Below are 15,223 nucleotides of genomic sequence, written 5' to 3'. Positions count from 1 at the left end.
AACACCAACATTGAAATACCGTCCCTCTTAGGGAATGCAAAAAGAGTCACTGCTCACGCAGTGACTCTTTTTGTTATGTGGAACGAGAAACCGCAAAAATCCAGGTGACTACTATATTTAATGATGAGTTAGCTACTCCAGTCTTTGATCTGTTGCAGGGTTTGGGTGATGGCTTGCTCCAGTTGCGGAGTGGTTTCTTTAAATGGATGTACCGTATTAAAGGTGTGGTTCCCTTCGGGTATCTGGTGCCATGGGATATCAGGGCGTGCTTGCACAAGTGAGGCAGAACCGTCACGCAGACGTTGGGGATCTTCTGTTCCCTGAATGAGTGCGACTCGCAAAGTTGAAGAAGCCAAGCGATCAATGATAGCGTAACGTTTGCTATGCTTGTCCAGGTCTTCCAGAATAGCCATGTCCAGTGGCATCTGCTGGCCTGTTCGTCCGTTAACGACATGGCTGCGGCCATGCGTACGCATTTCTTCTTTTTGCTCCGCTGTGAAGAGATCCAGATTGGTTACGCCATTCCAGGAGATGACACCTGCCACCTGCTCGGGATGATCGAGTGCATAGACGAGACTTACGCCCGCACCGCGGCTATGGCCAACCAGGTATACAGGAAGTCCGGTGAGTTCAGGTTGTGTAGCCACATGCTCCAGTACCAGGGCCAGATCGGCAAGCTCCCGGCTGTACGTATTCACTGCGAACTTTTCAAGTTCAGAGAATTGCTCCAGATATTCACCGATACCGTTGTGAGAGAAATTAAAGGTCAGCACATGATGTGTCTCGCTTAGCTGTGAAGCTGCGTAAGGGAACATGCCCCAGTCTTTGAAGCCTTTGTATCCGTGAGCCAGAATGATGACCCCTTGAGCGGGTTGTTGTGCAGGGAAAAAGTCCCCGCGAATGATCGCATCTACGTCAGTGGGCAACTCAAAAGTTATGGGCATTATTCAGACCTCCTAAGAATTTCAGACGATTCCTGATTCATATTTTAGCATATATGGTAATGCGGATAGGTACTCGCTTCTGATCGCCCCTCCTGCTACAATAGAATACGTGTTCGGAGAGTTACGGATCATGTGATTGAAAGGAGATATTTTACAATGCATGTTCAAAAAGAGCGGTTTTCAGTACCAAGAAGGTGGGATGAAGGTAGAAATGGAGTAGCGGAGCGTAGGAGATACTACGTGAGCAACGGACATTTCGGCTGAATTCCATGTTCGAAGTTGATGATGCCAGTAGGCATCTTTCGTAATCAAAAGCGGACTACCTCTTACAGTATAAAAGATTAAGCGGGTGAAGCGTTGATGATATATGGCATAGGCAATGATGTGCTGGAGATTGGACGTATGCGGAAGCTGCTGTCCGGTCGCCATGCGGAAGCATTTCTGAAACGAATTTTAACGCCAGCAGAGCGGGAGATCGCGGTTCGTCGAGGGAAGCGGATGACGGAGTTTGTATCCGGTCGATTTGCAGCGAAAGAAGCGGTGTCCAAGGCATTTGGCTGCGGTATTGGTGGTGTCATGGGCTTCACTGACATTGAGGTGCTGCCTGATGGGACAGGACGTCCAGTGGCCTCGCTGTCCAGTCAAGCCTGGGAACGTCTACAGCTGCCATATGATAAACAATATGACATTCATTTGAGTATTACACATCAGACGGAACTGGCAGCGGCCTTTGCGATCGTAGAACAGATGGAAAAGTAGCTAGCTTGGCAATAGGAGAGGACGGAAATATGGGTTTACAGGAACAGAAACAACATTTCAGCGTGAATTTGCTGGATTGGTATATGATCAACCGACGGGATTTACCGTGGCGGCGCCACAACAATCCGTATTTTACATGGGTATCAGAGATTATGCTTCAGCAGACGCGGGTAGATACGGTAATTCCGTATTTCAATCGTTTTATCGGGAACTTCCCGACCGTGCAGGCACTGGCGGAAGCACCGGAGGAAGATGTTCTGAAAAATTGGGAGGGACTCGGTTATTACTCCCGTGCACGTAATCTTCAGGCAGCCGCGAGACAAGTCATGGAGCTGCACGGAGGCGAGATGCCGCAGGACAAGCCTGCTGTCTTTGCATTAAAAGGGGTTGGCCCCTACACGGCCGGGGCCATTCTCAGCATTGCCTTCAATCAGCCGCAGCCTGCGGTAGATGGCAATGTCATGCGGGTCCTGTCCCGATACTTCCTCATCGATGAGGACATTATGAAGGGCAGCACCCGGGTGTTGATGGAAGAGCTCGCAGGAGAGCTCATTCCGGAAGGGCGAGCGCGTGATTTCAATCAGGCGCTGATGGAGCTTGGCGCGCTGGTATGCACACCCAAAGCGCCGCACTGCCTGACTTGCCCGGTCATGGAGCAATGTTCCGGCCGCATCGCCGGAAGAGAGCTTACGCTGCCGGTCAAGACCAAGGCGAAGCCGCCGCGCCCTGAGCAGCGGCTGGTCGCGATTGTGGAGGGCCGCGGGGATCACCGCGGCCAAGTGCTTGTGCGCCAGCGCCCAGACACAGGCCTGCTGGCCCGGATGTGGGAGCTGCCGCATGTGCTCGCGGCGCCCGCCGCAGCCAGCAAGAAGGCGGCGCCGCTGGCGGATGAGCCGGCCATGGCATTGCTGGCCGGCAGTCTGTGGGCGGAAGGCTTCGCTGCCCGCCCGGAAGGGCTGGCTACCCATGCGGAGCATGTGTTCAGCCACATTGTCTGGAGCCTGCAGGTGTACAAGTGTACCGAGCAGGACCAGAGCAGTGAGCTTCCGCTGATCGCAGCGGAAGCCAGAGCCGCCTACGATGCACAGGCGGCAACAAGGGAGGGCACAGCCTCATTATCAGCTGTTTCACCTGAGCCAGACACAACGCATTCATCGGAGCCAGGCACGCCTAATACGCAGAACATCTCAACATCGCTTAACGATGGAGAGAGGTTGATGTCATCATCTGACGTTAGTGACCTAGCACTGAGTACTACGACACTGACAGGTAAAGGTGATGGCTTGACCTACCGCTGGATCGGTCCGGAAGATATGGACAAGATGGCATTCCCCAACATATTTCTAAAGCTGATCGGCAGTTATTTTGCCGGTGCGTTTGATCAAGTGAATGATTAAATGGGGGAGCTAACGAACCTAAGTGACGATATCATAGCCAAATCAACCCAAAAGTGCGCATCAAAGCCCGTATTTTGGGAAATAGCCAAAACACCCATTAACTATAGCGATAAAAAAAGAGAGCCTGATCACGGTCACGATGACCGAATCAGGCTCCCTTTTATGTTAACTGTTGCATACTAATAGTCTTATTTTGCAGAAGCGTAACGTTTGTTCACTTCATCCCAGTTGATTACATTCCAGAAAGCGCCGATGTAATCAGGACGTTTGTTTTGATATTTCAGGTAGTAAGCGTGCTCCCATACATCCAGGCCCAGAACCGGAGTCAGACCTTCGAAGAGAGGGCTGTCTTGGTTAGGTGTGCTAGTGATGGACAACTTACCATCTTTGCCAACTACGAGCCAAGCCCAGCCGGAACCGAAGCGAGTTGTAGCTGCTTTAGCGAAATCTTCTTTGAATTTATCAAAGCCACCCAGTTCGCTATCGATTGCTGCTGCGATATCACCTGTAGGAGCGCCGCCGCCGTTAGGTCCAATGATTTCCCAGAACAAGCTGTGGTTAGCATGTCCGCCACCATTGTTGCGAACCGCTGTGCGGATGCCTTCAGGTACGCTGTCAAGGTTAGCAATCAGATCTTCCAAACTTTTTTCTTGCAGTTCAGGAGCACTTTCCAGAGCTGCGTTCAAGTTGGTTACATAAGTATTGTGATGGCGATCGTGGTGGATTTCCATCGTTTGTGCATCGATATGTGGTTCCAGTGCGTCGTTAGCGTAAGGAAGTGCCGGTAATTGAAAAGCCATAATGAAATACCTCCTGAGATTTTAGGTTTTTTTGAAATCAGGTACATATGTAATAATACCCTTGCCACTATTATTAAACCGCATTCGGGCTAATTAAGCAACATTTTTGTTTATTAAGTCCCCCGAGGCGTTGATCTAATGATGGGCCAGAGATAACAAACATATTTTACCCTTTATGCAACTATTTATGTGTTTTCAGGCGTTAAAATGGATGTGAAGTTTAATATTCGTATGTAAACGGTTACAATTAAGCGCTTTCAAAAGAAAATGCGTGTTTTATGGAGAAAAGTATGGTTTAATTGACGAAGAAGCGGTATTTTCTCGTTTTTTGTCATTATATGAACATTGGGTTTTTGGTAAAAAGGGATTCCCTTTTTGTAAAAAACCTCATCTAAGCTAACGAAAAGGGAGATTTAAGACATGCACGTTCGTTCCTTTCAGTTGAGTGATGCAAGCCAGATGACGGAGCTTCTCCAGGTTGCACTATCGGAAGAGTGTTATGAGAACACGATGGGCCCGTTTGCCCGTCAATTGTCATGGGATTCTGACCTGATCATGGTTGCGGAAGAAGAGGGAGACCTCGTAGGCGCTTTGATCGGTACGATTGATCACAACCAGGGTTGTATCTACCGTATTGCGGTACATCCAGACTATCGTCGCCGTGGAGTCGGCAAAACACTTGTCGAGGCTATGGAACAGCGGTTCCAGCAGCGTAAAGTCAGCCAGGTATGGGTGGCGGGTGATGAGCACAACAAAGTAGCCATGCCTCTATATGAAGCAATGGGTTACGGTGCCAATCAGATTATGAGCGCTTTCCAGACTCTTAGTATTTTGTCCAAAGCTTAGTTTGCATGTTTAAAAAGAAATAAAAAAAGATTTTCATTTCATATTAGGCATATCTCTTTAACGTGTAAGAACGTGAGGGATGTGCCTTTCTATTTATATGAGTGTTCTTCACGTCATATTCCTCTGGTTTCCTCATTTTCTAACATACTTCGGAGTCTCCGAATTCTATTTAAATTAACGCGATTATCCCGGCTGTATTCACGATAACGAAGGTATTGGTGCTCATAACCAATTGTTTCACTCTCCCAAATGAAGTAGACTGAAAGGGAGTATGGTTACCATGTTACAAGTTTAATTCAACTATTTAATAAATGAGGTGTCCCTTTGAATTCCAATAATCATTCAATGGAACATGTGACTTCCGAGCAACGTAATGAACCGTCAAAGCCTGAACAACCGGGGAAATCATGGGTTGTCGAGCTGTGGGACTGGGTCAAAACGATTGTTGTTGCTTTTGTAATCATGATGCTGCTGAACCTGTTTGTGTTTAATCTGTCAATGGTCAAGGGACAGTCCATGCAGCCGACACTGGTTGAGCGAGATCGCCTTTTCGTCAACAAAATCGTATACCATCTGGGTACTCCTTCCCGATCAGATGTGATCGTACTTCGTGATCCAAGTGAAGGTGTAGAGAAGAAGGATTTTCTGGTGAAACGGATCGTTGGACTTCCGGGAGATACAATTGAAGTTAGGGATCACCATCTATATGTGAACGGCGAGCAACAAGCGGAAACGTACACCGATATTGAGGTGCAGGACCCTGATTTTGGCCCAATCACACTGGAGCCGGATCATTTCTTCGTGATGGGGGATAATCGTCATGAAGGCAAAAGTAAGGATAGCCGAGTGTTTGGCAGTATTACATCCGACCAGATTGTAGGTAAGGCTGAATTTATTTTCTGGCCGTTTTCTGAATTGAAGAAATTGTAAAATGCTTACAGGACAACAACTTCAGACTGCATTTTGCGTTAAACCATATAGACTCGTTCCGTTTGAATTCAAGTATGTAAGGTATATATAGAAATTAACGCCTGTCCTCTTACCGTGAGGCGGGCGTTCACTATTTACGGAATAAGTGTCGGAAGAAGAGAGGGAAGAGAAATGACGAGCGTACAGACCGGGGCAGCACAGGATGCCTCCGTATGGGAGAAGTTAAAACAGGAGATCAAGGCAGCTGGCCCCGGACTGGGCATTGATGATATCGGATTTGCTTCGGCTGATCCCTTTGTTTCCCTAAAGTCGCTGCTGGAGCAGTCGCGGGATAAGGGGTATGCTTCAGGCTTTGAAGAGCCGGATATTGAAAAAAGGGTGCACCCCGCCTTAAAAGATGGCGAGCCCGCTTCACTTATCGCTATAGCTGTGGCATACCCATCCAAGATGGTAAATCCACCGAAGTCGGAGCCTGGTGCGTATCGAGGCATTTTTGCCCGTTCGGCTTGGGGCCAGGATTATCATCAGGTCCTTCGTGCAGCGATGGACAAGCTGGTGAACTTTATACGTGAACGTGTACCTGAGGCCATGATCGAAAGTATGGTAGACACCGGAGCATTGGTGGATCGTGCGGTGTCCCAGCGTGCGGGGATTGGTTTTAGCGCCAAAAACTGTGCCATTATATCACCCAAATTCGGTTCATGGATTTTTCTCGGAGAACTGGTAACGAATATTCCTTTTCAACCAGACACACCTGTGACCGAAGACTGCGGTGAATGTACAAAATGTATCGATGCCTGTCCTACAGGAGCATTGGTGGGGCCGGGGCAGTTGAATTCACAGCGTTGTATTTCTTTTGTAACCCAGACGAAAGGGTTCGTCGATGAAGAGTTTATGCTGAAAATAGGCAACCGTCTGTACGGTTGTGATACGTGCCAGATTGTCTGTCCGAAGAACCGGGGCAAGAACTGGGATCACCATCCCGAGTTTCATCCCGATCCGGAGATTGTGAAGCCACTCCTGCTGCCGCTACTGGACATCGGTAACCGGGAATTCAAGGAACGTTTCGGTCAGAGTTCCGCCGCTTGGCGGGGCAAGAAGCCGATTCAACGCAACGCCGTTATTGCCCTGGGCAATTTCAAAGACAAAAGTGCTGTACCCAAACTTACAGAAGTATTAAAACGTGATCCACGCCCCGAGTTGCGGGGAACCGCAGCTTGGGCGTTAAGCAGAATTGGAGGAGAAGACGCCATGAGAGCAATTGGGGAAGCTGCCGCTAACGAACAAGATGGGAACGTACTAAGCATGCTGCAGAAGGCCGAGGAGCGACTGAGTTCGTCCGAGACCTTACCCAAACAGCCACAGGCTGGGCAAGTGAGTGAGAAGCAGCCAGAGGAACAGAACAACGAGCACAATGCCTTACGTGCGTTACAACAGGATTTGAAAATGGAAGCTGGGATTGAACCGGGTAGTGAGCAGTCTGCACAGCCTGCCAAACCGGAAGCCGCAGCGTGGAAACCTTCAGCCGTTACGGGTCTTCATGGCAAGCCCGTATACTACGATGAGGTACTAACACCGATTGGTACTCTTACGATATGCGCGACGGATGAAGGGCTGTGTCATATAGATTTTGGCGCCTTTCACGTACGGGAAGCTCATCTGCAACAATGGGCCCGCATCTGGATTGGCGAGTATCGATATGAGAAGAATGAAGAGAAGCTCAGCGAAGCTGCAAAGCAGTTAAAGGAGTATTTTGCAGGGGAGAGAAAAACGTTCGACTTGCAGCTTGATCGGCTTGGAACACCATTCCAGCTACAAGTATGGCAAGTTCTGTCCGATATATCTTATGGAGAGGCCTCATCACACCAACAGGTTGCGGAAATCATCGGCAGACCCAAGGCTGTTCGTGCAGTTCTGGACGCCATTAGCAAGAATCCGATTCCGATTATTATTCCCTGTCACCGTATCAGTGGTAAAGACGGTACCCTGGTGGGTTATGTAGGCGGTCTGCAAACCAAGGAGCAATTGCTCGCATTGGAGCAGCTATCGTAAGAGCGGGGGACGTTCATGAAGTATGTAAACGTGGAGAGCGTGGAAGCGGGGGAGCTTCTGGGCAAGACGGTATATTCCAGTAACGGCACGGTATTGCTGTCTGCCGGAGTCCAGCTCACCGTATACATGGTCAATACGCTGAAGCGTATTGGCGTGACCATGTTATACATCCAGGATGAAGCGTATAAAGATGTGGATACAGAAGACATTCTGGATGAAACCACAAAACGGGCAATAATTAACGAAATGAGTGTCACACTCGAGTCCATTCGCTCCGGGAAAGACTGGAGTCCGAAAAAGGTTGCCCTTAGTATAGAGAAGTTGCTGAATGATGTACTGAACGGGCGTGAACTGTTAGTGCAGCTCACCGATATTCGTACCAAAGACAATGCACAGTATGTTCATGCGATGAATGTATGTTTGTTGTCATCGGTCATCGGACTGAATATGGGACTCAATTATAATCAACTGAAGGACCTTGCTGTGGGGGCATTATTGCATGATATTGGCAAAGTGGGGGAACCTCCGGGCAGTGGCTCTGCAGCGAATTCTTCGCTGCACCATACATGGCGTGGATTCGAAGTGATTAAGAACAAACGGGAGTTCAGTCTGTTGGTCGCCCATACAGCCCTGCAACATCATGAGCATGTAGATGGTACAGGCATGCCGAGAGGGATCAAGGGGAGTGACATTCATCTGTTTGCGAGAATCGTTAGTGTGGCTAATATCTATGATAATCTCATTAATGGTTTATCCAAGGACAGTTTGATGCCACATGAGGCCTGTGAAGAGATGATGGCGTTGTCTGGTACAAAGCTGGACCGGGACATTCTGATTGAGTTCAACAAGAGTGTATCCGTGTATCCCAATGGTACAGCGGTACGACTATCCACCAAAGAGACTGGAGTCATTGTGCGTCAACATCGGGGATTGCCCGGCAGACCTGTAATCAGGGTGGCGCGCGGGAGTACGCGTTATTCTCTGGATGTGGTTGAAATCGATCTGGCTCAGCATACAACCGTTTTCATTGAAGCTGTCATGACGTAGCTTGTGTGCGGTTCAACTGGAAAATCCGTTTGCTCAAGGCGTGCGGAAATGCTATGATACTTTCAGGAAATCCGGTCTGTGTCAGGTTTGCAACATGTGTGTTGAACATCATGAAGTGACACGGATTATCAGGCTTTTTAGAATGCATACAGAGGTGTCTAAGAGATGGATATTGTTATACCGATTATCACATTGATTGTTGGTCTGGTCGGGGGATTTTTCATCGGGGTGTTCTACTTGCGTAAACAACTTGAGAAAATGCAAAGCAATCCGGACATGCTTCAGAAAATGGCGAAGCAAATGGGCTACAACCTGAATGGCAAGCAAATGCAGCGTGCCCAGCAGATGATGAAGAATCAGCAGCCAGGAGCGAAAATGCCTCAGCCGCAACAGCATCCTGCGCGTAAAAGTTCGGGCCGCCGAAAATAATAGCAGTGAAGTGAATAACTGCTTACCTTATTGTGGTTCGAAAGGAGGCGTTTGGCAGTGGCTGGCGTTAAAGATTATTTGAATTCAAAAGTATCCGACAATCGGGAAAAGATCGAGTATCATGTAGAGCAGATCCTGAAATTGATCGGAGAAGATAGTACACGTGAAGGGCTGCTTGAAACGCCTGCACGTGTGACCCGAATGTATGAAGAAATTTTTGGTGGATATGAAGTGGACCCGCGCGATGTGCTCGGTGTCACGTTTGACGAGAACCATGAAGAACTGGTTATCGTTAAGGATATTGTCTACTACAGTCAATGTGAGCACCATATGGCGCCGTTCTTCGGTAAGGTGCACATTGGATATGTACCAAGCGGCAAGATCGTTGGTCTGAGCAAAATGGCTCGTCTGGTCGAAGCAGTAACACGTCGCCTGCAGGTTCAGGAACGTATTACTTCACAGATCGCTGACATTCTGACAGAGGCCGTTGAACCTCATGGAGTTATGGTCGTTGTGGAAGGCGAGCACTTGTGCATGTGTTCCCGCGGAGTGAAGAAACCGGGAAGCAAGACGGTAACGTCTGCTGTACGTGGTTCTTTCCGTGAGAATCCGGCACAACGTGCGGAGTTCTTGTCTTTGGTGAAAGATTAAGATCAGGTATGTCCACTCGCTGGACAAGCCGGGTGAGTAAGTTCCTCTGGTTTTGGAAGCAGCAGTTTCTAAGCCATAGGATGTGATATAAATAAGCCGTGTTCCCTGGGAACCGGCTTATTTATATATGCGTTGTCATTCCTATATACTGGATACATATGAATTCGTTAAGCCGGAGGTAATGGAACGATGAGTGTACCTTCCCATTCAGATCAACCGGTTCAGCCGGAAAAGGGACTACAGGCAGATAAACAGGCTTCATTGCGTCTGCAAATCTGGGAGACACCACTCATGCGACAAGGCAGTAGTGTACTCGAAGCTTTTGCTTGGGAAGAAGTCATGTGCAGGCGGGTTGGGGCAGGGCATCTGCCTGTTGCACATATATGGAGACACCCAGATGCCTTTGTAGCGGGTCTGCGTGACCGCAGGTTGCCACAGGCTGTAGAAGCGATGGAACGGATAAGAAGCCAAGGGACAGCGGTCTGTGTTCGGCCTTCCGGTGGAGCGGCAGTACCCTTGAACCCAGGGGTAGTTAACGTGTCGCTGATTCTGCCTAATCCCGGACATGCCATCAATATTCATGATGATTTCCGGGAGATGGCTTCGATTATTGCCGAGTCGCTAACGCCGTGGTCGAATCAGGCGCAGACAGGCGAAGTCCATGGTGCTTTTTGCCCGGGAGACTATGATGTCAGTGTAGGTGGGCTGAAATTCTGTGGTATTGCCCAGCGCAGGCAGGCAAAGGCGTATATTATTACTGCTTTTATCATCGTGGAAGGTCAGGGAGATCAACTGGCAGCGGACGTGCGTCAATTTTATCAGCATGCAGCAGGTGGGGCGAGTGAAGGGTATCCGGATGTTCAGCCTGGCACGATGGCAAGTCTGAAGGAGTTGGCAGGTGTCCCTTCGGCAGCAGCATATACCGCCTCTTTGGTTCGAACTCTGCGTGATCGCTATCCACAGGCGGAAGCCAGCAGGGTGCTTAGCGTTGGCTCTGAAGAAGTACGTCTGACAGCTGAGCAGATGAAACTGCGCTATGATTGAGTTCTTGATAATTGGACTTGGAATTGGGTAATAGAGATGATATGATGTGATTTCGGAAGGAGAGTGTTAGGATGGAAACGTTGAGATATACGTACTTATATGAGGTTGTATCTACAGGCGAAAAGTCTGAGTTCAGCCAAATGGCAACAAGCAAGGAAGAGGCTGCTGCACTGATCGTTGCTCGTATTGCCGATCTGGAGTTTACCGATGAGGCTGATATCAAGTTGGGCGATCTGATCGCCATTAGCAAACAGGTTGGCGACAACTATGTGGCGTGCGAGGGCTGTGCTTCTTAAGTGAACATTTTTGCAATAGGAAGTCTCTCAAAATACAAGCAAGTCTCTTTTTAAAAGAGGCTTGCTTTTTTGTCTACACCATAAGAGATATCTTTCAGTCATTCGGCTGGAGATATCTCTTTTTTTCTCTAATCCATCTAACCCCAAGCTTAATAAGGCGGCCACAACAACTTGCGTGCCGTTTCGTAACGCTCGGCAACAGCGGGCCAGTAGACAACGTTCCACCAATCCTCGATATACTTTTTGCGTTCGTTTTGATGTTTCAGATAGTAGGCGTGTTCCCACACATCTAGGGGCAGGAGCGGTACGATATCGGACTGGGACAGGTTCTGGTGTTTTTCCGCCTGCAAAATCTCCAAACGGTGTGCTCTCGGGCTCCAGACAAGCATCGCCCAGCCACTGCCTTCCACTTTGTTCGCAGCTTCTGTGAATTGATTCTTAAACGCTTCATAACTTCCAAAATCCCGCTTGATCTGCTCCGCCAGCATACCGTAAGGTTTGCCGCCGCCAGCAGGATTCATAATTGTCCAGAAGATCGTATGCAGGTAGTGGCCTGCGCCGTTGAAGGCGAGTTCACGTTCCCAATGTTTGATGAGTTCGAAGTTATTCTTTTTTCGCGATTCCGCCAGCTTCTTCTCTGCTACATTTAGTCCGTCCACATAAGATTGATGGTGTTTGTCATGATGGATACGCATCGTCAGCTCATCAATATGTGGCTCCAGCGCATTGTACGCATAGGGAAGGGGAGGCAGTGTGTGTCCTCCAATGGGAACCGGCTTTTCTTTTACAGGAGGTGTTGTAGAACTGGGCGTGGCTTGTGTTGTTCCGGTAGAAGGCGGTTGAACGGTTGCGGATTGGATCTGAGCTGAAGCGGCAGGTGCATTTACGTTCCCCTCTGGAGAAGTTGGAGCTTCTGAAGCTTGGCGATGGATGTTTCCTGACCCCGACGTATGCAGCGCATTTTCCAGAAAAAGTGATGGCTCCGAATCCGTTTCGCGCAAGATGCCAGGTTGGCCAAGCGTATCCAATACGCCCAGAAAATATTCTGATTCGCGGATAAAATGCAAAATAAGTACTTTGGCAAGCGGAACAGCTTGCACCGCAGCACTTTGTTCCAGAAGAACATACAGCTGTTTGATGAACTCTCTCGATTGCTGCCGAGCTGCCAGCACAAGTTGATCGATACAACGAACGATGTAGGGAGCAGGTGGATGGGTTGCGGGCAATAGTTGTTTTAAAAGCTGATTGGCTACTCGCTCACTGTTTGCAAAGGTAGCCTCCCATTCCTCCAGTAGCTTGACGTATGGGGGCTCCAGATCAGGAACCAGGGCACGAATGACGAGTGTATGTTCTTTCTCCTGCTCTTTCCAGAAACGGATTTCCTCCAATGTCCGCAGAGGCAGCAGGTGACCATATCCATACCAGTTCATCTATGTTGAACCTCCTTCAGATGAAATTCATTGCATGCAGACTGTCTGTTCATGCGTCCCAAGAGTATATTCCGCGAGCTTGTTGTCCTATGAGTGCAAAAAAAAAGAGCCCCCGAGGGCTCTGGAAAAAATTCGATGATTGAAATTTGGTTATTCTCCATTATTCGTGTTCTGTACATCGTCACTGCTTGTCTTCGTTACATGACTCAGGAAAGTTGAGACACGGCGCAGATATTCCTTTGGATGCTCCCGGAAGATCAACTCATGATGCGCATCCTGGACAATCCATACATCGGAGTACGGATTGGTCTGGTTGGCGGCGAGTTGCTCCGCAATTGGATAAGGCGCCTTCTCGTCCTCTGTACCATGGATGAAGAAAATCGGGAACGGATAATCTTCCTTTTTCACTTCCTGATACGGGATCTGTTGCAATCCGGTACCATTCAGAACAGGGAACAACAGCTTCATGATCTCCAGTGTAGGCTGACGCGGGAGATCGATCTGGTTGTGAATGTTGTGGTACAGCGTATCTGGCTCCAGCAGGAACGCACTGTCCAGAATCATTGCATCCACTTCCTTCGTAATAAGTCCAGTTTGTAGCGCCGTACCGGCACCCATGGAGAAACCCCAGACAACCAGTTCCTGCGCACCGCGCTGCTTGGCGAACTGGATGGCACCCAGCAATTGCTGTGACTCAGCTTTGCCACCTGTGGCTACAGCTTTGTTCACCTGTGAGGCGAAGCCATAATCGAACATGACCACGTTAAACCCAAGTTGATGGGCATAGTGTGCCAGGTCATACATGGGTACCCATGTTTCTTCACGATTGGCACCATAGCCGTGACTGAAAATAATCGTTTTGCTTGCAGCATTGTCAGCAGGTATATACCAACCCTGCATCGTCCGGCTGCCATCTGCTGCCGGGAACGTGATGTCTTCGTACTTCATGTTCTTGGCCTGCATCGGATTGGAGAAGACCGGTGCTACCGTTGGATTGGATAATACCCATGCGATGTAACCATGCAGTGCAATAAAACAAAACAGTAGAAAAAATACAACGGAGAGCAGCAACGCTACGATAATATGTTTGAATCGAATCAGCCTCGGTGATAGGGAAGAGGGCAGATCGGACACTTTTGTTTGCAGCGGGGCTTCGCTCTGGGATGTTTGATACATGAATGCCCCTCCTTTGAAGTTCAGTTGAAGATAACAACGACATGAAAAGAGAATTGCGTCGATTTCAGAGCCTGCTTCAGAGCGATATCTTAATGTAATATATCTTTATCGTATGTTCCAGTATAGTCAAAGTCAATTGATTGAGGGCATTTGTTACGCAATTGTTATATAGTTCTTAAGATATATGGGTAACATTACCTTAGTGTGTAAATTACAGGGGATTAAGTCTTATAAAAAGGAAAAATTTACACGTTAGCCTACTTCGATTTTGGCTCTTTTTGGTTTACAGATGAGACCGTTTCTCATATAATTTATGTAACCAAGTTTCATGTGATGAAACATGAGGAGGGCATTATGCCATGGAAGATCGCAAGTTAACCGTCCGGGCTGTGGAACGGGCGCTGGATATATTATTATGTTTTACCACACGCAGTGATCTGGGACTCACCGAAATTGCCAGCCAGATCGGCCTGCACAAAAGTACAGTACATCGTTTGATGGCTACGCTGGAGGACCGAGGGTTCGTGATCCGCGATGCAGCAACAGAGAAGTACCGACTTGGTATCCGAATCTGGGAGCTGTCGGCTCATATGTCCCGCAGTGATGATCCGGCTATTCTGCTGCTGCCTGCGATGGAGCGACTGAGAGATCGATTGGGGGAGACCGTGAGTCTGTACCTGCGTGATGGCAGTGAACGGATACGGATTCAGGCTGTGCAAAGTGATCAGGCGATTCGCCGAGTCGCTCCCGTCGGTGTTAGACTCCCGCTGTCTGTGGGCGCTTCCAGCAAAGTCTTGATGGCGTTTGCCACGGACGAGGATCGTGAAGAACTGATGAACGGGCCGGAATGGCCGGTGTTTATCGATCCAGCGGTGTATTTGGCACAGATGGGAGACATCCGGGATAACGGATATGCCACGAGTTACGAGGAACGTGAGCCGGGAGCTGCGGCGGTATCGGTGCCGATTATGGATCGCAGAGGCAATATTGCAGCTGCGCTCTCGGTCTCGGGACCTGTCAGCCGACTTTCGCAGGAGACATTGCATGAATACGCACCAGTGTTGAAGGATGCTGCTACGCAGATGGGACTCATGTTATCCTGATGCTGATGTAAGGTTTTTCTCCAAATTGAGTTGGTGTTCTGGAATATAAAGGTTGTTTTTATGTTCCGGTTGCGCTACTCTGTAATGGACGGCCCAGCGGGGCCAGCTTCATTGAATATGAACGGCGGCATGTGTGTGCCGCAACTTGTTAACGTTACTGGGGGAGTCCGAACTGTCCGGACTGAGACGGAATCGCATGAGATTCCGGACCCTTTGCACCTGATCTGGATCATACCAGCGTAGGGAAGTAATCGGCGATATGACCACAACCACCACATGATGTGACCCTTGTAGGGCTCCGTTAAGGAGCTGCATGAAG

15 protein-coding genes and 1 riboswitch are annotated in these 15,223 nt (G+C 48.9%); of the genes, 11 read left to right on the top strand and 4 right to left on the bottom strand.

Going from position 1 to position 15,223, the window contains the following annotated elements; translation table 11 throughout:
* Positions 1 to 128 precede the first annotated feature (128 nt).
* On the bottom strand, positions 129 to 944 hold the full coding sequence (locus tag QF049_RS20145; protein ID WP_307540054.1) for an alpha/beta hydrolase family protein: 816 nt from the start codon (positions 942 to 944) through the stop codon (positions 129 to 131).
* A gap of 360 nt (positions 945 to 1,304) precedes the next feature.
* On the opposite strand from QF049_RS20145, the gene acpS reads away from it, so the two are divergent.
* Both acpS and mutY read left to right on the top strand, forming a co-directional pair.
* Positions 1,305 to 1,703, top strand: coding sequence for a holo-ACP synthase (gene acpS / locus QF049_RS20140; RefSeq protein WP_076216711.1), 399 nt, complete (start codon positions 1,305 to 1,307; stop codon positions 1,701 to 1,703).
* Between the two features lie 29 nt (positions 1,704 to 1,732).
* A complete protein-coding gene (mutY, locus tag QF049_RS20135; RefSeq protein WP_307540050.1) occupies positions 1,733 to 3,100 on the top strand; it encodes an A/G-specific adenine glycosylase in 1,368 nt (455 codons plus the stop codon).
* A 188-nt stretch (positions 3,101 to 3,288) separates the two neighbouring features.
* On the opposite strand, the gene QF049_RS20130 is transcribed toward mutY, so the two are convergent.
* Positions 3,289 to 3,900 (bottom strand): superoxide dismutase, encoded by a 612-nt coding sequence (locus QF049_RS20130; protein ID WP_150364015.1) that lies wholly within the window; start codon positions 3,898 to 3,900, stop codon positions 3,289 to 3,291.
* 420 nt (positions 3,901 to 4,320) lie between these two features.
* On the opposite strand from QF049_RS20130, the gene QF049_RS20125 reads away from it, so the two are divergent.
* From QF049_RS20125 to QF049_RS20090, 8 genes are all read left to right on the top strand, one after another.
* Positions 4,321 to 4,746 carry a GNAT family N-acetyltransferase gene (locus QF049_RS20125; RefSeq protein ID WP_017690782.1) on the top strand — a complete coding sequence of 142 codons (426 nt, stop codon included), beginning with the start codon at positions 4,321 to 4,323 and terminating at the stop codon, positions 4,744 to 4,746.
* A 345-nt stretch (positions 4,747 to 5,091) separates the two neighbouring features.
* The gene (lepB, locus tag QF049_RS20120; RefSeq protein WP_074096722.1) at positions 5,092 to 5,676 is read left to right on the top strand and encodes a signal peptidase I; all 585 of its coding nucleotides are present in this window, start codon (positions 5,092 to 5,094) and stop codon (positions 5,674 to 5,676) included.
* Between the two features lie 171 nt (positions 5,677 to 5,847).
* Positions 5,848 to 7,728, top strand: coding sequence for a tRNA epoxyqueuosine(34) reductase QueG (queG, locus tag QF049_RS20115; protein WP_307540047.1), 1,881 nt, complete (start codon positions 5,848 to 5,850; stop codon positions 7,726 to 7,728).
* Between the two features lie 15 nt (positions 7,729 to 7,743).
* Positions 7,744 to 8,775, top strand: a complete 1,032-nt coding sequence (locus QF049_RS20110) for an HD-GYP domain-containing protein (RefSeq protein WP_307540045.1) — start codon at positions 7,744 to 7,746, stop codon at positions 8,773 to 8,775.
* A 165-nt stretch (positions 8,776 to 8,940) separates the two neighbouring features.
* On the top strand, positions 8,941 to 9,204 hold the full coding sequence (locus QF049_RS20105) for a YneF family protein (protein WP_017690778.1): 264 nt from the start codon (positions 8,941 to 8,943) through the stop codon (positions 9,202 to 9,204).
* Positions 9,205 to 9,261: 57 nt separating this feature from the next.
* Positions 9,262 to 9,855: a GTP cyclohydrolase I FolE gene (folE, locus tag QF049_RS20100; protein ID WP_036668229.1), complete on the top strand. Its 594-nt coding sequence runs from the start codon at positions 9,262 to 9,264 to the stop codon at positions 9,853 to 9,855.
* Between the two features lie 189 nt (positions 9,856 to 10,044).
* A complete protein-coding gene (locus QF049_RS20095) occupies positions 10,045 to 10,899 on the top strand; it encodes a lipoate--protein ligase family protein (protein ID WP_307540043.1) in 855 nt (284 codons plus the stop codon).
* A 71-nt stretch (positions 10,900 to 10,970) separates the two neighbouring features.
* Positions 10,971 to 11,195 (top strand): hypothetical protein, encoded by a 225-nt coding sequence (locus QF049_RS20090; RefSeq protein WP_091039003.1) that lies wholly within the window; start codon positions 10,971 to 10,973, stop codon positions 11,193 to 11,195.
* Positions 11,196 to 11,344: 149 nt separating this feature from the next.
* Here the strand turns inward: QF049_RS20090 and QF049_RS20085 are convergent, their stop codons facing one another.
* Both QF049_RS20085 and QF049_RS20080 read right to left on the bottom strand, forming a co-directional pair.
* Positions 11,345 to 12,625: a Fe-Mn family superoxide dismutase gene (locus QF049_RS20085; protein WP_307540041.1), complete on the bottom strand. Its 1,281-nt coding sequence runs from the start codon at positions 12,623 to 12,625 to the stop codon at positions 11,345 to 11,347.
* 150 nt (positions 12,626 to 12,775) lie between these two features.
* A complete protein-coding gene (locus QF049_RS20080) occupies positions 12,776 to 13,801 on the bottom strand; it encodes an alpha/beta hydrolase (protein ID WP_124118751.1) in 1,026 nt (341 codons plus the stop codon).
* Positions 13,802 to 14,160: 359 nt separating this feature from the next.
* Between QF049_RS20080 and QF049_RS20075 the strand changes: the two genes are divergently transcribed.
* Positions 14,161 to 14,904 carry an IclR family transcriptional regulator gene (locus tag QF049_RS20075; RefSeq protein WP_017690772.1) on the top strand — a complete coding sequence of 248 codons (744 nt, stop codon included), beginning with the start codon at positions 14,161 to 14,163 and terminating at the stop codon, positions 14,902 to 14,904.
* A 149-nt stretch (positions 14,905 to 15,053) separates the two neighbouring features.
* Positions 15,054 to 15,167: riboswitch (TPP riboswitch) on the top strand.
* The last annotated feature ends 56 nt before the right edge of the window (positions 15,168 to 15,223 follow it).

It is taken from the genome of Paenibacillus sp. W4I10 (genome assembly GCF_030816325.1).
Taxonomy (GTDB): Bacteria; Bacillota; Bacilli; order Paenibacillales; family Paenibacillaceae; genus Paenibacillus; species Paenibacillus amylolyticus_B.
The sequence above is the reverse complement of the archived record's forward strand: the minus strand, read 5'-3'. Positions and strand labels throughout refer to the sequence as shown.